This is a genomic window from Pseudomonas lyxosi, from assembly GCF_047758685.1.
Taxonomy (GTDB): domain Bacteria; phylum Pseudomonadota; class Gammaproteobacteria; order Pseudomonadales; family Pseudomonadaceae; genus Aquipseudomonas; species Aquipseudomonas lyxosi.
The window spans coordinates 1,433,832-1,455,112 of sequence record NZ_CP180481.1; the positions used below are offsets into that span (position 1 = coordinate 1,433,832).

At 58.6% G+C, this 21,281-nt stretch carries 20 protein-coding genes; 1 reads left to right on the forward strand and 19 read right to left on the reverse strand.

Going from position 1 to position 21,281, the window contains the following annotated elements; translation table 11 throughout:
• The first annotated feature begins 54 nt into the window (after nucleotides 1-54).
• Nucleotides 55-681, forward strand: a complete 627-nt coding sequence (locus tag ACMXYI_RS06825) for a LysE family translocator (RefSeq protein WP_415772386.1) — start codon at nucleotides 55-57, stop codon at nucleotides 679-681.
• Here the strand turns inward: ACMXYI_RS06825 and ACMXYI_RS06830 are convergent, their stop codons facing one another.
• From ACMXYI_RS06830 to ACMXYI_RS06920, 19 genes are all read right to left on the reverse strand, one after another.
• Nucleotides 682-2,802 (reverse strand): hypothetical protein, encoded by a 2,121-nt coding sequence (locus tag ACMXYI_RS06830; protein WP_415772387.1) that lies wholly within the window; start codon nucleotides 2,800-2,802, stop codon nucleotides 682-684. It lies immediately after the preceding gene.
• Nucleotides 2,789-3,982 (reverse strand): DUF3142 domain-containing protein, encoded by a 1,194-nt coding sequence (locus ACMXYI_RS06835; protein WP_415772388.1) that lies wholly within the window; start codon nucleotides 3,980-3,982, stop codon nucleotides 2,789-2,791. The genes ACMXYI_RS06830 and ACMXYI_RS06835 overlap by 14 nt, the downstream gene beginning before the upstream one ends.
• 184 nt (nucleotides 3,983-4,166) lie before the next feature.
• Entirely contained in the window at nucleotides 4,167-6,197 is a 2,031-nt protein-coding gene (locus ACMXYI_RS06840; RefSeq protein WP_415772389.1) for a pyridoxamine 5'-phosphate oxidase family protein, read from the reverse strand.
• A gap of 63 nt (nucleotides 6,198-6,260) precedes the next feature.
• Nucleotides 6,261-6,887 (reverse strand): glutathione S-transferase family protein, encoded by a 627-nt coding sequence (locus ACMXYI_RS06845; protein ID WP_415772391.1) that lies wholly within the window; start codon nucleotides 6,885-6,887, stop codon nucleotides 6,261-6,263.
• A 131-nt stretch (nucleotides 6,888-7,018) separates the two neighbouring features.
• Complete coding sequence (locus ACMXYI_RS06850; RefSeq protein WP_415772393.1) at nucleotides 7,019-7,921, reverse strand: LysR family transcriptional regulator; 903 nt, start codon at nucleotides 7,919-7,921, stop codon at nucleotides 7,019-7,021.
• A 78-nt stretch (nucleotides 7,922-7,999) separates the two neighbouring features.
• Entirely contained in the window at nucleotides 8,000-9,832 is a 1,833-nt protein-coding gene (gene glmS, locus ACMXYI_RS06855; protein ID WP_415772395.1) for a glutamine--fructose-6-phosphate transaminase (isomerizing), read from the reverse strand.
• A gap of 1 nt (nucleotide 9,833) precedes the next feature.
• Nucleotides 9,834-10,610, reverse strand: a complete 777-nt coding sequence (locus tag ACMXYI_RS06860) for a DeoR/GlpR family DNA-binding transcription regulator (RefSeq protein WP_056738517.1) — start codon at nucleotides 10,608-10,610, stop codon at nucleotides 9,834-9,836.
• Between the two features lie 226 nt (nucleotides 10,611-10,836).
• Nucleotides 10,837-12,204, reverse strand: coding sequence for a bifunctional UDP-N-acetylglucosamine diphosphorylase/glucosamine-1-phosphate N-acetyltransferase GlmU (glmU, locus tag ACMXYI_RS06865; RefSeq protein WP_415772397.1), 1,368 nt, complete (start codon nucleotides 12,202-12,204; stop codon nucleotides 10,837-10,839).
• A 117-nt stretch (nucleotides 12,205-12,321) separates the two neighbouring features.
• Nucleotides 12,322-12,747 (reverse strand): F0F1 ATP synthase subunit epsilon, encoded by a 426-nt coding sequence (locus tag ACMXYI_RS06870; protein WP_008155716.1) that lies wholly within the window; start codon nucleotides 12,745-12,747, stop codon nucleotides 12,322-12,324.
• A 45-nt stretch (nucleotides 12,748-12,792) separates the two neighbouring features.
• Nucleotides 12,793-14,172 (reverse strand): F0F1 ATP synthase subunit beta, encoded by a 1,380-nt coding sequence (atpD, locus tag ACMXYI_RS06875; RefSeq protein WP_033059678.1) that lies wholly within the window; start codon nucleotides 14,170-14,172, stop codon nucleotides 12,793-12,795.
• Nucleotides 14,173-14,199: 27 nt separating this feature from the next.
• The gene (gene atpG, locus ACMXYI_RS06880; RefSeq protein ID WP_033059680.1) at nucleotides 14,200-15,060 is read right to left on the reverse strand and encodes a F0F1 ATP synthase subunit gamma; all 861 of its coding nucleotides are present in this window, start codon (nucleotides 15,058-15,060) and stop codon (nucleotides 14,200-14,202) included.
• A gap of 50 nt (nucleotides 15,061-15,110) precedes the next feature.
• A complete protein-coding gene (gene atpA, locus ACMXYI_RS06885; RefSeq protein WP_033059681.1) occupies nucleotides 15,111-16,655 on the reverse strand; it encodes a F0F1 ATP synthase subunit alpha in 1,545 nt (514 codons plus the stop codon).
• Nucleotides 16,656-16,676: 21 nt separating this feature from the next.
• Nucleotides 16,677-17,213 carry a F0F1 ATP synthase subunit delta gene (locus ACMXYI_RS06890; RefSeq protein WP_008155712.1) on the reverse strand — a complete coding sequence of 179 codons (537 nt, stop codon included), beginning with the start codon at nucleotides 17,211-17,213 and terminating at the stop codon, nucleotides 16,677-16,679.
• Between the two features lie 12 nt (nucleotides 17,214-17,225).
• Nucleotides 17,226-17,696 (reverse strand): F0F1 ATP synthase subunit B, encoded by a 471-nt coding sequence (locus ACMXYI_RS06895; RefSeq protein ID WP_008027535.1) that lies wholly within the window; start codon nucleotides 17,694-17,696, stop codon nucleotides 17,226-17,228.
• A gap of 56 nt (nucleotides 17,697-17,752) precedes the next feature.
• On the reverse strand, nucleotides 17,753-18,010 hold the full coding sequence (atpE, locus tag ACMXYI_RS06900) for a F0F1 ATP synthase subunit C (protein ID WP_002555987.1): 258 nt from the start codon (nucleotides 18,008-18,010) through the stop codon (nucleotides 17,753-17,755).
• A 133-nt stretch (nucleotides 18,011-18,143) separates the two neighbouring features.
• On the reverse strand, nucleotides 18,144-19,013 hold the full coding sequence (atpB, locus tag ACMXYI_RS06905) for a F0F1 ATP synthase subunit A (protein WP_347803508.1): 870 nt from the start codon (nucleotides 19,011-19,013) through the stop codon (nucleotides 18,144-18,146).
• Between the two features lie 16 nt (nucleotides 19,014-19,029).
• Nucleotides 19,030-19,437 carry a F0F1 ATP synthase subunit I gene (locus ACMXYI_RS06910; RefSeq protein WP_007948092.1) on the reverse strand — a complete coding sequence of 136 codons (408 nt, stop codon included), beginning with the start codon at nucleotides 19,435-19,437 and terminating at the stop codon, nucleotides 19,030-19,032.
• A 148-nt stretch (nucleotides 19,438-19,585) separates the two neighbouring features.
• On the reverse strand, nucleotides 19,586-20,458 hold the full coding sequence (locus ACMXYI_RS06915) for a ParB/RepB/Spo0J family partition protein (RefSeq protein WP_008027541.1): 873 nt from the start codon (nucleotides 20,456-20,458) through the stop codon (nucleotides 19,586-19,588).
• 9 nt (nucleotides 20,459-20,467) lie between these two features.
• Nucleotides 20,468-21,265: a ParA family protein gene (locus ACMXYI_RS06920; RefSeq protein WP_008155709.1), complete on the reverse strand. Its 798-nt coding sequence runs from the start codon at nucleotides 21,263-21,265 to the stop codon at nucleotides 20,468-20,470.
• Between the last annotated feature and the right edge of the window lie 16 nt (nucleotides 21,266-21,281).

Sequence of the window (21,281 nt, forward strand, 5' to 3'; positions counted from 1 at the left end):
CTGCCCTTCAGCCCTAGACTGGCCGTACCGAATCGACAACGAATGGGGTGCAACGTGGCAGGACTCTGGGTGTTTTTCATGGCGTTGGCGGTGGTCTATCTGTTGCCGGGCCCGGACATGATCCTGTTGTTACAAACCGGTGCCCGTCAGGGCAAAGGCGCGGCGCTGGCGACTGCGGTGGGTCTGGGCATTGCCCGAGGATGCCATGTGGCCTTGGCAGCGTTGGGGTTGGCGGCACTGTTCAAGGCTGCGCCCTGGACGTTCGACGTGGTACGCCTGGCCGGGGCCGCGTATCTGCTATGGATCGGCATTCAATGCCTGCGAACCACCATGTTGCCGAACTTGAACGGAGATGCCACCACTGAAAAACCTCGCTGGCGTGCAGCGATCCAGCGCGGTTTGTTGACCAACCTGCTCAACCCCAAAGCATTGCTGTTCTGCTCGGTGCTGCTGCCGCAGTTCATCGATCCACACGCCGGGCCGGTGCTCGCGCAATTTGCGACCCTGGGCGTGGTGTTGGTTGGCGTTGGGTTGTTATTCGACAGCGCTTACGCACTGACCGGCGCAGCGCTTGGCCGTTGGCTGCAACGCAGTCCTTCGGCCCAGCGCCTGCAGCAGTGGCTGTTCGGCAGCCTGTTGATCGGCTTCGCCGTGCGGCTGACCTTTGTGCAACAGGCATGATTACGTCAGCGCTTTGCGCTTGCGGCGATTGATCAGCACCAGCGTTATCGCTGTAAACACCACGACGCCGCCCGCTTGCAGCCATTTTTTGTAAGGTCGCAAGGCCGAGCGAACAGGGTCCAATGCCTGGGTTACGTAACGTTTGTCAGCGTTCGGGAAATCCGGGTAAGGACATTGGCGGCCGAAGTTCACCGCCCAATCCACGTACGGCCCTTCTTTGACATAGCGTTGGTAGAAGGCGCTTTCTTCTTCAAGGCTGCTGTTCCAACCCGCCGCCGAACACAGCACCGCAGCAAAGGCCTGACTGCTCTGGGGCAGATGATCAGCGGCCTTGCTCGCCAGCGCCGTGGCGACAAAACGGTAGTGGAAACGCTCATCGGGTTGCGCCACGCTGGCTTGCTGGCGCTGCACTTCACCCTCGGCCATCAGCGGTCCGACCTTGAGCTCGGGCGCTTCCAGACTGTAATTGCCGCCGAAGGTGGCGTAATCCGGGGACAGCTCGTAGCCCAACAACTCCATTCCATCGAAACGGGCCAGTGTCGCGGCATGGTAATAAGCGAATGCCCGTTTGGTCGGCCACCATTTGGATTCGGCGTCGTGGCGCAACTGCCCGTACCACTTGGCCTTGGCCTGCAAATCGGTGCTATCGAAATAGGCTGGCGCTTCGTCGTACCGCTCTTCACGCAGCAAGCGCCGCCCGAGCAAATTGCGCAGTTTCGCCGCCACCGGTAATTGCACGTAGTTATCGCGATCCTGCTGAGTCAGAGGGGGCGGCGCCGGCACTTGAGTGTCGACGTATTGCTTGAGTTCATCGACGGTCAACACCCGCTCGGCCACCGTGGCTGCGTCGAACCAGTAGATATCTTTACTGCGATAAAGCTGATCGAACGCTTGCAGATAATCTCCGCGTTGCAGCGCCAGGATCGCGCTTTCTCCTTCAACCCGGCACTTGGGCTGAAGCGTTTCGAAGTCCCAGTCTGGCGTGCGCCGCTCACCCCACGACTCGTTCTGCGGGAAGGCCTGGGCAGCCTTGGCATACGCTGCGGCAGCCGCGTTTTTATCGCCATCGCGCAAGGCCAGTTTGGCCCGCAGCCACCACGCCAGTCCGCCATCACCGGCGTGTTCGAGAAACGCCTTGGCGCTGGCGTAATCACCCTGTTGATAATTCACCGCCGCCAGGCGATCAGCATTGTCGAGGCTACCGCGGGTGCTGTTTTGCAGCAATTTGATCAGTTTCAATTCGTTCGGCGGTTGATCACCGAATGACCAGCCCAGTCGGCTGATCAACGAAGCCGTCACCAGTTGCTGCACCGGTTTGCCCTTGAGCAACTCGGCCAGTTGATCGTCAGGCATCGCCGCGAGGTCGGCCACCAACAGTTTCAGCGAGGTGTAACCCACCGCCGAACCCTGAAGGTTTTGCGTGGCGTAGAGTTCGATGGCGCTGTTCCAGTCGCCGGCGGTGCGGGCCACGCGGGCCTCTTCACCGAGGCTGGCGACGCCGAGTTCCAGTGGATCACTGAAGCCGTCGATGCTCAGTTGACGGGTCTGCTCGAAGGCCTTTCGAGACTGTGCCAAAAGATCAGGGCCCGCGTCCGCTTCGGAGCTCATGGCAAACAGCGCCCGACCTAACGAGTAAGCCGCCCAAGTGCTGCGCAATGCCCGTTGATCCGCCGGCAATGCCAGCACCTTCTGTAAGTACTCGGCTGCCAGCCCATGATCACCGGCATTGAATGCTACCGCGCCGGCCAGATAGAGCTTGAGCTCAGCCGGAAGGCTCGCGCCCTGAAACTCGACCTCATGCGCATCAGTCAGGCTGCGTAACTGTTTCACCAGCACTTGCTGCTCAGCCGTCAAACCGGATTGTTCAGCCTTATCCCGCTGTTCTGCGTAGTCGGGCGCGTCCATGTTATAGGCGGTTTCGGTGACGTTCTTCAGCCCGGCGACCGCATGCCCGAGGCGACTGATTTCAAATCTGAAGTTACCTTCCGGCAGTTCCGCCAGCGACTGGCCGCGGTTGTCCAGCAGACGCATCGGAAAGTCCGGCCCGCAGGCCAGCGCCGAACCCAGCGGCAGGCTGAGGCTCAGGCAAAGCAGATGGCGGGGCCAGTTACGGGTCAACATTCGAACCTCCTTGATCAATATGTGCGCAACGAGCCCAACCCATGGCGCGCTGCCCGCCGGCCGGTATTCGACCGTCGCGCAGGCGGGTGAAGGTAAGCAGATCCGGACGCTGTTGCAACGCATAACCGGCCAGCGCATCGGCACCATCGCAGCCCTGCACCGCGAGTGTCAGGCGTTCGGGCCAGGCGCTGTCGAGGTTGCCCTGATTGCTGAGGCTGATGTCATACAGGCCTTCTTGCTCAGAGAGTTTCAGCGCCAGGTGACTGTCGAGGGCATCGCCACGCGCCACGGCGCTCAGGGTCGTCAGGCTCCAGGCCCGGCGATCGTTGGCCAGCGGCAGACGAAACCAGATCAGGCCTGTCAGATGCGCCGGTGGATCGTTGCGCAATTCGCTCCCGAGTCGGCTCAGCTGGCGCGGATCGGCGAGCAATTCCCGGTGCTTGCCGCCCCGTTCGATCGGCACTTCGCTTTCCACTACCGGCGCACCACGGCCCGGCAACAACGCCACACCATAGGCCGGCAGCGCCAGATAGAAAGGTTTGGAAGTGATGCGGTTCCAGGCCTTGGCCCATTTGCTGGCCTGATCCGGGTCGAACAAACCAAGACGCGGATCGCTCACCGCGTGTACCTGCAACACGCTGCTGTCGACTGTGGATAACAACGCCGGTAATTCGGGACTGTCGAGCCAGGCGGGCAATGCTGTGATGCTCAGCGGAATAGAAGCCGGCAGGACTGCGCGCAAGTGCGTAAGAAATTCACCGTAAGCCGGTAGCCGAGCATTACCGGCATCGTGGTCGATTTCCACACCGGATATATTCAGTCCCTGCCCTTGCCAATCGCCGAGCACCTGCAGGATCTGCGCGGTGACTTCGTCCCGATCCAGCGACTTGAGTTGGCCGTCGAGACGAATCACCGCGATCAGCGGCCGACCATCACGCTTGAGCAGCGCCGGATCAATCCGCGCCCGGCTCCAACCTGCCTCGGGGAATGCCTGCAAGGCCAGCACCCGCAGGGTGGAAAAGTCAGCACGGCTGTCCCTCAGCGCCGCTTCGTGGGCCGGTGTCCATTGCCGTTGCCAGACGTAGAGTTGCTGATCGAGCGCTGGCGCGTCCTGTCGTTCGCAACCGTTGAGCAACACCACCGCAACAATCAACGCCGACAGACGAGCGAAAAAATACATAAAGCCCCTTGAGCCGAATCAGATCCTTTGTAGCAGCTGCCGAGCCTGCGAGGCTGCGTTCGGCTCGGTCCGCGCTCGGGCGCAGCAGTCGCCAATACTACGTGCACGGTGTATCTGAAGAACCTCTGTGTCTGATTTTACGACTGCTTCGCAGCCGAACGCAGCCTCGCAGGCTCGGCAGCTACTACAAATCGAGGACCAAAGGCTGCGACCCCTGCGCCGGAATCGCACAGCAAATCAGCACTTGTCCGTCATCCGGCACTTCGGCCGGCGGCTGTGGATAATTCACCTGGCCGCTGATCAGGCGAGTCTTGCAGGTCCCGCAGGAACCGCCGCGGCAACTGAATTCCGGGCGCAACCCTCGGCTTTCCGCCAACTCCAGCAAACTGCCACCGTCGGGTTGCCAGCGGGCCTCTTTAGCCGAGCGCTGAAACACCACCGGCACCGAAGTCGTAGCAGCGGGCGGTTGCTCGATGACCACCGCGTCGGGGTCCGGCACCCGGCGCAAGGTCGAGGGGCCGAAGGTTTCGGCGTGAATCCTGGCATCACGGATATCCAGTTCCCGCAGGCCGTCGTACAGCCCTTGGGTAAAACTGCCCGGCCCGCAGAGGACAAAATCCAGCTGATCGTAGTCCTCCACTTCAAGGAGGGTCTTGAGCAGCGCGGTGTCGATCCGCCCCGTCAGGTCGAAATCCTCACCCTCCAAGGCCCCGGCTTCCGGCTGACTCACCAGACGCAGCACCCTGACCGCGTCACCAGCACCGTCGAGCAAGCGATCCAGTTCAGGACGAAACACTTGATCGGCCAACGTGCGCGAACTCTGGAAAAACCAGGTCGGCCGGATGCGGCGGGTGCGCAGGCCTTGATAAACCACCTCTCGCAGCATCGACAACAGCGGCGTGATGCCGACACCGGCAGCCAGAAGCACCAGCGGCCGACGCTCATTAGGTGCCACGGTGAAATGCCCTTGAGGCGCACGGGCCTGCAACAGATCACCGACGCGCACCTGTTCATGCAGATGCGAAGACACCAAGCCTTCACGCTTCACGCTGATGCGGAAAAAATCATCGGACGGCGCACTCGACAGGCTGTAAGTGCGGATGTGCACCTCGCCGGCAATGTTGAAGCGCAGCGGCAAATGCTGCCCGGCCTGAAACACTGGCAACCCCGCGCCATCGGCAGGCTCCAGATAGATCGAGCGGATGTTGTGGCTTTCCTCTTTGATGCGCGCCACCCGCAGCGGCCGCCAACGATCGCCCAAGACCTGGGCTTGCAGACGGGCGTTTGCCTGCTCCCAGGTGCCGGTCAGCAAACTGGTGGGCGACACACCGTCGAAGCGCCACCGCAGAGCAAGCGCAGCGGGCCGACGCACCACGCTTTCCACATCGACTGTCCACAAGCGCTCGGCCCCTTGAAACGCCTCGACCTGTGGGCCTTCAAGAATGACTTCGGTGCGACCACTGAGGTGCAGCAGGTCTCCCGAATTGAAATCGATAAACAGCAAACCGGCCCGGGGATTGAGCAGCAGGTTGCCCAAGGTGTTGAAAAACAGGTTGCCGGCGAAATCGGGAATGGTCAGGCGATTGCCTTCTACCTGAACGAAACCGGCCTGCCCGCCGCGGTGAGAAACGTCCACCGAACGGTGGCCATCGACGTCCACGTAACTGGCGACAAAGAACGTATCGGCTCCCGCGATCAGGGTTTTGGCCGCTTCATCCAGCCCGCTGAGGTGTTGCGCGATGCGAGTCGACGGGTCCGCCAACGGCACTGAGCGAAACTGCCGCAATTGGATGTATTGCGGGCAATTGCCGTAGGACTGCTCAACAGCCACATCGAAGCCGCTCGCCGTCATCGCGCCAACTCGGCCGTTGAGGCGGTTGCGGCGACGGGTGTGCAGTTCGATCCCCAGCAGGCCGATCGCCGCGCCCTTCGTCAATTGCGCCGGATCATCAGCGCCCGGCAGGCTGCTGAATTGCAGCGCACCCGGCGTGGGCGAGTGAGCAAAACCCGGTGGCCCTTCAAGAATACTGGCCCAGGGATTACCGTCGGCATCCACCGCGCCGTACAGCATAAACGGCAGTTGCTCATAGAACGTGCGGTGCTGATCCGGCATCTCGCTGCGAATCACCTTACGACCGAGCACCTCCATTCGTTCGGCAATGCCCACATGAGCCTGCAACTGTTTCTCGCCAGCGTGCCAGGGTGAACGGTCCACAACGACTTCTCCCCTGCGCCATCGGCGCAGTGTGAACGACCCGACAGTGTCGGGCCGTAAGCTTCAGGCAGTTTTTTGCAGACCGGCAACGGTGCGCGGCATGCCGACAAATCCTGGCAACGCTTCGATCCGTGCCAGCCAGGCGCGGATGTTGGCGTAGTCCTCCAGGGACACGTTGCCTTCTGGCGCATGAGCGATGTAGCTGTAGGCCGAAACGTCGGCAATGGTTGGCTCGGCACCAGCCAGATACGGCGTTGCTGCCAGTTCCTGATCGATCACTTTGAGCACGGTGTGGGAATAAGCGATCACTTCTTCAGCGTTGTAAGCCGCACCAAACACCGTGATCAGCCTCGCTCTGGCGGGGCCAAAGGCAATCGGCCCAGCGGCAATCGACAACCAGCGCTGAACCTTGGCCGCCCCGACCGGATCGGTTGGCAGCCAGCGGCCGTCGCCATATTTTTGCGCCAGGTAAACCAGAATCGCGTTGGAGTCGGCCAACACCACGCCTTGATCATCGATGACCGGAACCTGACCAAAAGCGTTGAGCGCGAGGAAATCCGGCTGCTTGTGCGCGCCCTTCGGCAAGTCGACAAAGATCAGCTCGGTCGGTAGCTGCAACAGGGACAGCATCAGCTCCACACGGTGAGCGTGGCCAGAACGAGGGAAGTTGTAGAGTTTGATCGCTTGCATGGTCGACTCCGCTGGGTGGTGGCGCTGTTGAAGAGAGATCAGCACCGATGGGGCGCTATCTTCCACCCGCAACCAAAACAACAGAATAACCAGCCAACGCAATCCATTATTTCATCAGGTGAAATAAACCATCACGCTTGCAAGGACGGATGCTCACGCAGCGCGCTCACCGCAAAATCCACAAAACTGCGGATCCGCGCAGGGGCCTTGCGCCCGCCCTGATAGACCACATGGATAGGCAATGGCGGCAGCTCGAAGTCCGCCAGAACGATTTCCAGCTCACCGGAGGCGACTTTACTCGCGACCTGATAAGACAGAACCCGGGTCAACCCCAAACCCAGGCACGCCGCCGTAATAGCCGCCTGATTCGCCGTCACCACCAGGCGCGGTGCTGGTCGAACACTCAGCGGCTCTCCCCCTTCGAGGAACGGCCAGGTTCTCGACTGACCGATAGAGGACGTCGCAATAACCGGCGCCTGAGCCAGATCCTGAGGATGTCGAGGTCGGCCATGGGCTGCCAGAAAGTCCGGCGAGCCGCAAATCACCCGCCGAACCTCACCCACGCGAATCGCATGCTGATTACTGTCAGGCAACTCACCGATGCGCACGGCGACATCAATACCCTCCTCGACCATGCTGACCACTCGATCGACCAGCAACCCATTGATGCTGACTTCAGGGAAGTGCGTCAGATAATTCACCATCACGGGCGTGACAAACAGCTCACCAAACAACACCGGCGCAGTAATCGTCAATTGCCCACGCGGTTGGGTGTGGCTGCCCGCCGCCGAGTCCTCGGCTTCCTGCACCTCGGCGAGAATCCTCCGACAGTCTTCCAGATAACGCTGACCCGCCTCGCTCAAATGCACGCTGCGGGTAGTGCGCGTCAGCAGCACCGTGCCGATGCGTTTCTCCAACGCCGCCACCGCGCGAGTCACGCTGGCTGCCGACAGGCCCAGACGCCGCGCCGCTGCCGAGAAGCCTTGGTCTTGGGCGACGGCAGCGAAGACCTGCATTTCCTGGAATCGGTCCATGGGCGTGTCCTCAATTCAGATAAAAAAAATCGCAACCGTAGGCTGCGATTTTTAATGTTTCCATCACCTGTGGATAACTTATTCCACCGTCACCGACTTCGCCAGGTTACGCGGCTGGTCAACATCGGTGCCTTTCAACACGGCAACGTAATACGAGAGCAACTGCAGCGGAATGGTGTAGAGGATCGGCGACAGGATGTCGTGGATGTGCGGCATTTGCACAACATGAGTGCCTTCGCCATTGGTCATGCCAGCTTGTTCGTCTGCGAAGACAATCAGCTCGCCGCCACGGGCGCGGACTTCCTGGAGGTTGGATTTCAACTTCTCCAGCAGCTCGTTGTTCGGTGCCACGGTGACCACTGGCATGTCGTTATCCACAAGCGCCAACGGGCCATGTTTCAGTTCGCCGGCCGGATAGGCTTCGGCATGGATGTAGGAGATTTCCTTAAGCTTGAGAGCTCCTTCCATCGCCACCGGGAATTGCGCGCCACGACCGAGGAACAGGGTGTGGTTTTTCTCGGCGAACAGCTCGGCGATTTTTTCGACGGTGCCGTCCATGGCCAGGGCTTCGCCGAGGCGGGTTGGCAGGCGGCGCAGCTCTTCAACCAATGTGGCTTCGACGTCTTTGGCCAACGTGCCGTGAACCTGCCCCAAGGACAGGGTCAGCAACAGCAGACCGACCAACTGAGTGGTAAAGGCTTTGGTCGAGGCCACTCCGATTTCGCGACCGGCCTGGGTCAGCAGAGTCAGATCGGATTCACGCACCAATGAGCTGATGCCGACGTTGCAAATCGCCAGGCTGGCGAGGTAACCCAACTCTTTGGCATTACGCAGAGCTGCCAGGGTGTCGGCGGTTTCGCCGGACTGGGAGATGGTTACGAACAGGGTGTCGGGCTGCACCACCACCTTGCGGTAGCGGAATTCGCTGGCGACTTCGACCTGGCACGGAATGCCGGCCAATTCTTCGAGCCAGTAACGGGCAACCATACCAGCGTGGTAGCTGGTGCCGCACGCGACGATCTGCACGTTACGCACTTTGGCGAACAGCTCGGCAGCCTGCGGACCGAACGCTTGCACCAGCACTTGATTCTGGCTGATGCGACCTTCCAGGGTGCGCTGCACCACAGCCGGTTGCTCGTGAATTTCCTTGAGCATGAAGTGGCGGAATTCGCCCTTGTCGGCGGCTTCGGCACCATCGCGGTACTGCACCGACTCACGTTCGACGACTTGGCCACTCAGGTCCCAGATCTGCACGCTGTCGCGGCGAATTTCGGCGATATCGCCTTCTTCCAGGTACATGAAGCGGTCAGTGACCTGGCGCAGGGCCAACTGATCGGAAGCCAGGAAGTTTTCACCCATGCCCAGACCGATGACCAGCGGGCTGCCGCTGCGGGCCGCAACCAGACGATCCGGTTGCTGAGCGCTGATGACCGCCAGACCATAAGCACCGTGCAGCTCTTTGACAGTAGCCTTCAAGGCCACGGTCAGATCAGGCAGATCCTTGAGTTTGTGGTTCAACAGGTGAGCAATGACTTCGGTGTCGGTATCCGAGGTAAACACGTAACCCAAGGCTTTCAGTTGCTCGCGCAGGGCTTCGTGGTTCTCGATGATGCCGTTGTGCACCACCGCCAGATCACCGGAGAAATGCGGGTGAGCGTTGCGCTCGCACGGCGCACCGTGAGTGGCCCAGCGGGTGTGGGCGATACCCAGGCGGCCGACCAGCGGTTCTTCGGCCAGCGCCAGTTCCAATTCACTGACCTTGCCCGGGCGACGCAGGCGCTCAAGCTTTTGGTCATTGGTGTAGACCGCTACACCGGCACTGTCATAGCCACGGTATTCAAGGCGCTTCAGGCCTTCGAGCAGGATGGCGGTGATATTACGTTCTGCGACTGCGCCGACAATTCCACACATGTTATTTCTCCTGACTGACAGCCGCGAGGATCAAGTTGATTCCGCGGGCCTGAATCTGATCCCGTGCCTCTAGCGGCAGGCGATCATCGGTAATAAGGGTATGGACGCTGCTCCAGGGCAGCTCCAAGTTGGGAATCTTGCGGCCGATCTTGTCGGCCTCCACCATGACAACCACTTCCCGGGCGACTTCAGCCATGACCCGGCTCAGCCCCAGCAGTTCGTTGAAGGTGGTGGTACCGCGAACCAGGTCGATGCCGTCGGCACCGATGAACAACTGGTCGAAATCGTAAGAACGTAGTACCTGCTCGGCCACCTGCCCCTGAAAGGACTCGGAATGCGGGTCCCAAGTGCCGCCGGTCATCAACAGCACCGGCTCATGCTCAAGTTCGCTCAAGGCATTGGCGACATGCAGGGAATTGGTCATCACGACCAGGCCCGGCTGCTGGCCGAGTTCCGGAATCATCGCTGCCGTGGTGCTGCCGCTGTCGATGATGATCCGCGCATGCTCGCGAATTCGTGTGACGGCAGCGCGGGCGATGGCCTGCTTGTATTTGGACACTGGTTGCCCAAGGTCGGCCACCAGCTCTTGAGGCAGGGTAATCGCTCCGCCATAACGGCGCAGCAACAAACCGTTGCTCTCAAGTGCCGCGAGATCCTTGCGGATCGTAACTTCCGACGTTTCGAAGCGCTTCGCCAGCTCATCCACACTGACTTCGCCCTGCTCATTGAGCAAGGCGAGGATGTTGTGTCGGCGTTGCGGTGTATTGCGTTTCGACATGGCTGGGTAAGTTTCGATTCGAAAGATAACGGAAGCAATCAAAACCTATTGTCGAAACTTCGTCAAGCGTGGGGCGATAAAAAGACCTGTGGATAAAAGCATCGCGGGCAAGCCATGCTCCTACAGGTTTTAGGTTGTTCACATAATTTGTGAACGAAGCTGACCTGTAGGAGCAAGGCTTGCCCGCGATTGTTATCTCAAGGACGCCAAATTATCTGTGGATAACTCAGCCCTTCTTGATTTTCTCAGGCCGCTTCCAGCCATCGATATTCTTCTGCCGCGCACGGCCCACGGCCAACTGTGCGTTATCCACATTCTGCGTAATGGTCGACCCAGCAGCTGTGGTCGCACCCGAAGAGATATCCACAGGCGCAACCAACGAGTTGTTGGAACCGATGAACACATCTTCACCCAGCACGGTTTTCCACTTATTGGCACCGTCGTAGTTGCAGGTGATGGTGCCCGCCCCGATGTTGGTACGTGCGCCGATCTCGGCATCACCCAGATAGGTCAGATGACCGGCCTTGGCGCCCTCGCCGAGATGAGCGTTTTTCAACTCAACAAAGTTACCCACATGGGCGTGTGCTTCGAGCACAGTACCTGGACGCAAACGAGCGAACGGGCCAGCATCGCTGCCTTCGCCAAGAATCGCGCCTTCGATATGGCTGTTGGCCTTGATCACCACACCTTTGCGCAGGGTGCTGTCCTTGATCACGCAGTTCGGGCCGATCACCACGTCGTCCTCGATAACGACCTTGCCTTCGAGGATCACGTTGATGTCGATCAGAACGTCGCGGCCGACGGTGATTTCACCGCGCACATCAAAACGAGCCGGGTCACGCAGGGTCACGCCTTGAGCCATCAAACGACGACCGGCGCGCAGCTGATAGTGACGTTCAAGCTCGGAAAGCTGCTTGCGGTCGTTAGCGCCCTGCACTTCCATGGCGTCATGCGGTTGTTCGGTGGCCACCACCAGGCCGTCGCTGACTGCCATCGCGATCACGTCGGTCAGGTAATACTCGCCCTGGGCGTTGTTGTTCGATAGACGACTCATCCAGCCAGCCAATTGCGCGAACGGCAGCGCCAGAATGCCGGTGTTGCCTTCAGTGATCGCTCGTTCGGCTTCGTTGGCGTCTTTCTGCTCGACGATGGCAGTCACTTTGCCGTCAGCGTTGCGGACGATGCGGCCATAGCCGGTCGGGTCGTTCAGTTCGACTGTCAACAAACCCAGTTGCTGCGGTGCTACTTGCTTGAGCAGACGCTGCAGGGTCTCGACTTCGATCAATGGCACGTCACCATAAAGAATCAGGACGGTGTCGGACTCAATGAAAGGCACCGCTTGAGCAACGGCATGGCCAGTCCCAAGCTGTTTGTCCTGCAGGACGAAATTCAGATCATCAGCCGCCAGACGCTCGCGCACTGCATCGGCGCCATGGCCGATCACTACGTGGATGCGCTGTGGATCAAGTTGCCGGGCGCTGTGGATAACATGGCCGAGCATCGAGTTGCCGGCAATCGGATGCAGAACTTTCGGCAGTGCCGAACGCATGCGAGTGCCCTGACCAGCAGCGAGGATAACGATTTCTAAAGACATGACTGGCTACCAATCCTGGATGGTCAGCGGCTGCGACCAGGTTATGAATATCTAAAAAGAAAAAAGGGTAGCCGAGGCTACCCTTTTTAATCAATCGCACAACAAGCAGTGGCCTAATTAGTGGCCGAACTTCTTGCGGATCTGCTGGACGGTGCGCAGCTGAGCTGCAGCCTCGGCCAGACGTGCGGCAGCAGAACCGTAATCGAATTCTGCACCACGGTCATGCAAGGCCTTCTCGGCAGCCTTAACGGCTTCCTGAGCGGAGGCTTCGTCCAGGTCGGCAGCACGTTGCACAGTGTCGGCAAGTACCTTGACCATGTTCGGCTGAACCTCGAGGAAACCGCCGGAGATGTAATACACCTCCTCTTCCCCGCCCTGCTTGATCAGGCGGATCGGGCCCGGCTTGAGATTAGTGATCAGCGGCGCGTGACCCAGGGCGATACCAAGATCACCCAGTGCACCGTGCGCAACCACCATCTCGACCAGGCCGGAGAAGATTTCCCCTTCCGCGCTGACGATATCGCAATGGACTGTCATAGCCATCTGATTGCCTCAACCTAAATTAGCGCCCGTTGCCGGGCGCCGGGATTACAGTTTCTTGGCTTTCTCGATCGCTTCTTCGATGCCGCCGACCATGTAGAACGCTTGTTCTGGCAGGTGGTCGTAGTCACCGTTGAGGATGCCTTTGAAGCCAGCAATGGTGTCTTTCAGGGAAACGTATTTACCCGAAGCACCGGTGAAGACTTCAGCCACGAAGAACGGCTGCGACAAGAAACGCTGGATCTTACGAGCACGGTTTACCAACTGCTTATCGGCTTCCGACAGCTCGTCCATACCCAGGATCGCAATGATGTCCTTCAGTTCTTTGTAACGTTGCAGAACATACTGTACGCCGCGAGCGGTGTCGTAGTGGTCCTGGCCGATTACGTTCGGGTCCAGCTGACGCGAAGTCGAGTCGAGTGGATCGACCGCTGGGTAGATACCCAGGGAAGCGATGTCACGGGACAGAACGACGGTGGCGTCCAAGTGGGCGAAAGTGGTCGCTGGCGACGGGTCAGTCAAGTCATCCGCAGGTACGTATACCGCTTGGATCGAGGTGATCGAACCGTTTTTGGTCGAAGTGATACGCTCTTGCAGAGTACCCATCTCTTCGGCCAGGGTCGGCTGGTAACCTACTGCGGAAGGCATACGGCCCAGCAGTGCGGATACTTCAGTACCGGCCAAGGTGTAACGATAGATGTTGTCGACGAACAGCAGAACGTCGTTACCTTCGTCACGGAACTTCTCGGCCATGGTCAGGCCGGTCAGTGCTACGCGCAGACGGTTACCCGGCGGCTCGTTCATCTGACCGTAAACCAGTGCCACTTTGTCCAGAACGTTGGAATCCTTCATCTCGTGGTAGAAGTCGTTACCCTCACGAGTACGCTCACCCACACCGGCGAACACGGAATAACCGCTGTGCTCGATGGCGATGTTACGGATCAGTTCCATCATATTTACGGTTTTGCCTACACCGGCACCACCGAACAGACCGACTTTACCACCCTTGGCGAACGGGCAAACCAGGTCGATAACCTTGATGCCGGTTTCCAGCAGGTCGTTGCCGCCAGCTTGTTCAGCGAAGGTTGGCGCAGGACGGTGAATGCCCCAGCGCTCTTCGGTGTCAATCGGGCCAGCTTCGTCGATCGGGTTACCCAGTACGTCCATGATCCGGCCCAGGGTCGCTTTACCGACCGGTACGGAGATGGCTGCGCCGGAGTCTTTGACTTCCAGACCGCGCTTCAAGCCTTCGGTGGAACCCATCGCAATGGTACGAACCACGCCGTCGCCCAGCTGTTGCTGAACTTCGAGAGTAGTCCCGGCCGCGCTTTGTACCAACAGCGCGTTGTAGATGCTCGGTACGCTGTCGCGTGGAAATTCCACGTCGATAACGGCGCCGATGATTTGAACGATACGTCCGCTACTCATAGCTGGATCCTCTGAATATTTGAACCGTTAAACCGCGGCAGCGCCGCCGACGATTTCCGAGATCTCTTGGGTGATCGCAGCCTGACGCGCCTTGTTGTAGACCAGCTGCAAATCGCTGATCAAATCACCGGCGTTGTCGGTAGCGTTCTTCATCGCGATCATCCGCGCAGCTTGTTCAGCCGCGTTGTTCTCGACCACCGCCTGGTAGACCTGCGACTCGACGTAACGGACCATCAAGCCGTCAAGCAGCTCTTTGGCATCCGGTTCGTAGAGATAGTCCCAGTGGTGCTTGAGCGATTGATCCGGGGTTGCCTCCAGTGGAATCAACTGCTCCACAGTAGGCTGTTGCGTCATGGTGTTGATGAACTTGTTGGACACCACGGACAGGCGATCAATACGGCCGTCCAGGTAGGCATCCAGCATCACCTTGACGCTGCCAATCAGATCATTGATCGACGGCTCTTCACCCAGGTGGCTGATAGCTGCAACGACGTTACCGCCGAAGTTGCGGAAGAAAGCCGCACCCTTGCTACCAACAACACACAGATCGATCTCGACGCCGTTTTCGCGGTTTACCGCCATGTCCTTGACCAGGGCCTTGAACAGGTTGGTGTTCAAGCCACCACACAGACCACGGTCACTGCTCACTACGACATAACCGACGCGCTTGATTTCACGCTCGATCATGAAGGGGTGGCGATATTCCGGGTTGGCGTTGGCCAAATGACCAATAACCTGGCGGATGCGCTCCGCGTAAGGACGGCTAGCAGCCATGCGCATTTGTGCCTTGCGCATTTTACTGACCGCCACTTTTTCCATGGCGCTGGTAATCTTTTGCGTGCTTTTGATGCTCGCAATCTTACTGCGAATCTCTTTTGCGCCTGCCATGTAACACCTATCAGGTTAGCAAGCGGGAGCCTTGCGGCTCCCGCTGCGGCTTACCAGGTTTGGGTGGCCTTGAACTTCTCGATACCGGCTTTCATGCCAGCGTCGATTTCGTCATTGAAGTCACCCTTCACGTTGATCTTCGCCATCAATTCGGCGTGATCGCGGTTGAAGAAAGCAATCAGCGCTTGTTCGAAGCTGCCGATCTTGGCGATTTCAACGTCAGTCAGGAACCCACGCTCAGCGGCATACAGCGACAGCGCCATGTCAGCGATCGACATTGGTGCGTATTGCTTCTGCTTCATCAGCTCGGTAACGCGCTGACCATGCTCAAGTTGCTTACGGGTCGCTTCGTCCAGGTCAGAAGCGAACTGGGCGAATGCCGCCAGTTCACGGTACTGAGCCAGAGCGGTACGGATACCACCGGAGAGCTTCTTGATGATCTTGGTCTGAGCGGCACCACCCACACGGGATACCGAAACACCGGCGTTCACAGCAGGACGGATCCCGGAGTTGAACATGGCCGATTCCAGGAAGATCTGACCGTCGGTGATGGAAATCACGTTGGTCGGAACGAACGCGGAAACGTCGCCAGCCTGGGTTTCGATGATCGGCAGTGCGGTCAGGGAACCGGTTTTGCCGGTCACTGCGCCGTTGGTGAACTTCTCTACGTATTCTTCCGAAACGCGGGATGCGCGCTCCAGCAGACGGGAGTGGAGATAGAACACGTCGCCTGGGTAAGCTTCACGGCCTGGTGGACGGCGCAGCAGCAGGGAAATCTGGCGGTAAGCCACTGCTTGCTTGGACAGATCGTCATAAACGATCAGCGCGTCTTCACCGCGGTCGCGGAAGAATTCACCCATGGTGCAACCGGAGTACGGTGCCAGGAACTGCAGTGCTGCAGATTCCGAAGCGCTCGCGGCAACGACGATGGTGTTAGCCAGTGCGCCGTTTTCTTCCAGCTTGCGAACCACGTTAGCGATGGTCGATTGTTTCTGACCGATCGCTACGTAGACGCAGAAAATACCGCTGTTTTTCTGGTTGATGATCGCGTCGATCGCCAGAGCGGTTTTACCGATCTGACGGTCACCGATGATCAGCTCACGCTGGCCACGGCCGACAGGAATCATGGCATCGACAGCCTTGTAGCCAGTCTGTACAGGCTGGTCTACCGACTTACGCCAGATCACGCCTGGAGCAACTTTCTCGACCGCATCGGTCTCGGTGTTGTTCAGTGGACCTTTGCCGTCAACTGGGTTACCCAGTGCGTCGACTACGCGACCCAGCAGTTCCTTACCAACCGGAACTTCGAGGATGCGGCCAGTGCACTTGGCGCTCATGCCTTCAGCCAGAGACTGGTAAGAGCCCAATACAACGGCACCTACAGAGTCTTGCTCCAGGTTGAGAGCCATACCGAAGACGCCGCCCGGAAACTCGATCATCTCGCCGTACATTACGTCGGCCAGACCGTGAATCCGCACGATACCGTCAGATACGCTGACGACAGTGCCTTCGTTACGGGCTTGGGAGGTCACATCGAGCTTGTCGATGCGGCCCTTGATAATTTCACTTATTTCGGAAGGATTGAGTTGCTGCATTGCTCTGCTGCCCCTTCAAACTCAAGATTTCAATGCTTCGGCAAGATTCGCGAGTTTGCCGCGAACCGAGCCATCGATTACCAGGTCGCCGGCGCGGATGACAATGCCCCCAATAAGGGATTTGTCTTCCTCGACTTGCAGGCGCACTTCCCGGTTGAGTCGTGCACTGAGAACCTTGGCGAGTTTGTCTTGCTGTTCTTGGTTCAATGCGAAAGCACTGGTGACTTCAACGTCTACCGATTTCTCTTGTTCGGCCTTGTACAGGTCAAACAGAGCGGCGATCTCCGGCAACAGCGGGAGACGGTCGTTTTCGGCAACGACGTTAATGAAGTTCTGTGCCTTCACATCAAACTTGTCGCCGCACACGTCAATAAACGTGGCGGCCTTGTCTGCGCTCGTCAGTCGCGGGGCCTTGAGCACGCGTTGCATGGTGTCGTCTTGCGACACTGCTGCAGCCAGGCCGAGCATGGCTGACCAAGAGGCCAGTTGCTGGTGGGCCTGGGCGTGCTCGAAGGCTGCCTTAGCGTAAGGTCGGGCCAACGTGGTCAATTCTGCCATGATCGCCCTCGCTTAAATTTCAGCAGCCAGTTTGTTTACCAGCTCCGCGTGCGCGTTTTGATCGATTGTGGCACCCAGGATCTTCTCGGCGCCGCCAACGGCCAGAGCACCCAATTGGGCACGCAGCGCGTCTTTGACACTGTTCAGTTCCTGCTCGATCTCGGCCTGAGCCTGAACCTTCACACGGTCAGCGTCGATACGGGCTTTTTCAACAGCCTCTTCGACGATCTGATTACCGCGTTTCTTGGCTTGCTCAATGATTTCGGCTGCCTGAGCTTTAGCTTCGCGCAGTTGTTGACCCGCTTTATCTTGGGCCAACTCCAGGTCGCGAGCTGCTCGGGCGGCAGCGTCCAGTCCATCCGCGATCTTCTTCTGACGTTCGTGCAAAGCCGCGATGACCGGAGGCCACACGAACTTCATGCAAAACAGTACAAAAATGAAGAACGCAACGGACTGGCCAATCAGGGTTGCATTAATGTTCACGCCAACACCTCGCTCGTTCGTTGCACATCAAACCAATCACTCGAAGGTTCGAGTGATTAGCCAGCGAGTTGACCAACGAATGGGTTCGCGAAGGTGAAGAACAGAGCGATACCAACACCGATCATGGTTACGGCGTCGAGCAGACCGGCAACGATGAACATTTTGACTTGCAGCATTGGAACCATCTCTGGCTGACGCGCTGCGCCTTCCAGGAACTTGCCACCCAACAGGCCGAAACCAATTGCGGTACCCAGTGCGCCCAGGCCGATCAACAGTGCAACAGCGATAGCGGTTAGACCAACTACAGTTTCCATCTTTCCTCCCGACTTTTACGTCGTATGGTTTAGGTTTTTTAGATTTTAAAGCGGTAAAACAAATCGTTTCATAGCCCTGTTCGGGCACCCACTCGCTTGACCGAGTGGGACATCAGACTAGTCGAGACTGGTCTTAATGGTTCTCTTCGTGCGCCATCGACAGGTAAACGATGGTCAGCATCATGAAGATAAACGCCTGCAGGGTGATGATCAGGATGTGGAACACAGCCCACGCCCACTGCAGAACTACGCCCAGGCCGCTAAGCCAGAGCAGACCACTGCCGAACATCACAGCGATCAGAATGAAGACCAGTTCGCCGGCGTACATGTTGCCGAACAGACGCAGTGCCAGAGAGATTGGCTTGGCGATCAGTGTCACGAATTCCAGCAGGAAGTTCACCGGAATCAGCAGGGCTTGAAGAAAGATGTTTTTGCTGCCGAAAGGGTGCAGGGTGAGTTCGCCGATGAAGCCGCCGATGCCCTTGACCTTGATGCTGTAGAAAATGATCAACGCGAACACCGACAGGGCCATGCCCAGGGTAGCGTTCGGGTCAGTGGTCGATACGGCACGGAACGGAATGTGCGAATCGCCAGTGATCAGGATGGCCAGCTGAGGAATCCAGTCGACCGGGATCAGGTCGACGGCGTTCATCAGGAAGACCCAGACGAAGATGGTCAGTGCCAGTGGTGCAATCACCGGGCTACGGCCATGGAAGCTGTCTTTCACGCTGCCATCGACGAATTCGACCAATACTTCAACGAAGTTCTGCAAAGCACCAGGCTGACCGGAAGTCGCCTTCTTTGCCGCCATGCGGAAAAGAAGAACGAAAATCAGACCCAACGCGACCGACCAGCCGAGAGTATCGACGTGGAAAGCCCAGAAGCCCATTTCTTTGGCTTCTGCTGCGGTGTGGGCAAAACCCCACCCGCCAGTTGGGTGCTGACCGAAGGTCAGGTTCTGCAAGTGGTGCTGGATATAGCCCGAAGCGGTTGTCTCTGCCATGGTTGCCTCAAACGCCCTAAGGTCTCGAAAGTCTTGTTCTCATCAGCAGGGGCGCGAACCAGCTGACCAGTTGGGTCAACACGAAGACGCCGAATACAGCTAGCGGCGCCAATGGCTTCACACCTGCAAACGTCAATGCAAAGAGCACTGCCGTCAAAATTAGTTTGCCCGCCTCGCCGGCATAAAAAGACCGGACGATGGCTTGAGCTGCTCGGGCGCCGGAAAACCGAAATGCCCTGTGAGCGAAATAAACATTGGGTAGCAAGGCTATCAGGCCTCCGCAGAGTCCTGAGTACCCGGCTACGACTCCATGCCAGTACCAGAGCGCCAAAGCGGCCAGTACCAAAACGACAAATTGAGCCAGTAGGACCGGAAAAACTGCCAGGCGATGGAACGGCAAGCGGTTTGGCGTGCGGCTCTCCATCGTTTTTGCTCCCCAATGATCGGCTGCCAGAATTCAATAACTTGGCATAATTTGTGCCGACAAAATGCGCGCAGAGTATAGGGGCGGTTCTGCCCCTATTCAACTGTCAGGTAGTGATTTCCGACTGCACGCTACATGAGGAAATGTTTCAGCGGATGTGTGCAAGTACACCTTGAAGCTCATCCAGGGAGTTGTAGCCGATCACCAACTGCCCCTTCCCCTTTTTCCCGTGGCGAATCTGCACCGCAGAGCCTAGGCGCTCAGCCAGACGCTGTTCGAGTCGAGCAATATCCGGGTCCGGCTTTACCGGTTCAGCAGGTTCCTGTTTACCACTCAACCACTGGCGAACCAGTGCTTCAGTCTGGCGTACAGTCAGCCCCCGTGCGACAACGTGTCGCGCCCCTTCAACCTGTTGATTTTCCGGTAAACCGAGCAAAGCACGGGCATGACCCATTTCCAGGTCGCCGTGGGACAGCATGGTTTTGATGACTTCCGGCAACGCGATCAAGCGTAGCAGGTTGGCCACGGTCACGCGGGATTTGCCCACGGCTTCGGCCACTTGTTGCTGCGTCAGCTGGAATTCCTGCTGCAAACGCTGCAAAGCCACCGCTTCTTCGATCGGATTGAGGTCTTCGCGCTGGATGTTCTCGATCAACGCCATGGCGATCGCAGTTTCATCCGGTACATCGCGAACCATCGCCGGGATGGTTTCCTGGCCAGCCTGCTGGCTGGCGCGCCAGCGGCGTTCACCGGCGATGATTTCGAAGCGACCGCTGCCAATCGGACGAACCACGATCGGCTGCATCACGCCCTGAGCCTTGATCGACTGCGCCAGCTCTTCCAGCGCCTGAGGATCCATATCCCGGCGCGGCTGGTACTTACCGCGCTGGATCAGGTCCAGGGGCAGGTGCTGCAGCTCACGCTGATCAGCCTGCACCGCTTGTTCTTCCAGCGAGCTGACAGTCGGACCACTCAGCAGTGCATCCAGTCCACGTCCGAGACCTCGTTTCTTGACGGCCATGGGAATTCCTTAAGTTGCCTGAGCAGCGGCAGTGCGTGAGTTTTTGCGTTGACGACGAACCATCTCGCCCGCCAATGCCAGATAGGCAATGGCGCCCCGCGATGATTTGTCGTACGCCAGCGCCGGCATGCCATAGCTTGGTGCTTCAGCCAGGCGAATGTTGCGCGGAATCACCGTGTCGTAGAGCTGCTCGCCGAAGTGTTCCTTGAGCTGCGCCGAAACATCGTTCATCAGGCTCAGACGCGGGTCATACATGGTCCGCAACAGGCCTTCGACTTTCAGGTTCGGGTTCAGCAACTCAGCGATGCGCTTGATGTTATCCACAAGGTCGCTCAAACCTTCGAGCGCGAAGTACTCGCACTGCATGGGGATAATCACCCCATCAGCGGCGACCAAAGCGTTCAGCGTCAGCATCGACAGCGAAGGCGGGCAGTCGATCAAAATGTAATCGTAGTTTTCACGGATCGGCGCCAACGCACTGCGCAGACGGCTTTCCTTCATCTGCATTTCCAGCAGAACCACTTCGGCCGCGGTCAGGTCGCGGTTGGCCGGCAGCAGCTGGTAACCACCGTGCTCGGAATAGTGCATGGCCTGGGCCAGATCGCATTCGCCGATCAGCAGGTCGTAGACCGAGTTCTCCAGGCCGTGTTTATCCACACCGCTACCCATGGTGGCGTTGCCCTGTGGATCGAGATCGATCAACAGCACCCGGCGCTTGGTAGCAACCAGGGAAGCTGCGAGGTTGATGCAGGTGGTGGTTTTACCCACACCACCTTTCTGGTTCGCTATCGCGAATACCTTAGCCATTCTTGCTTGTGTTCCC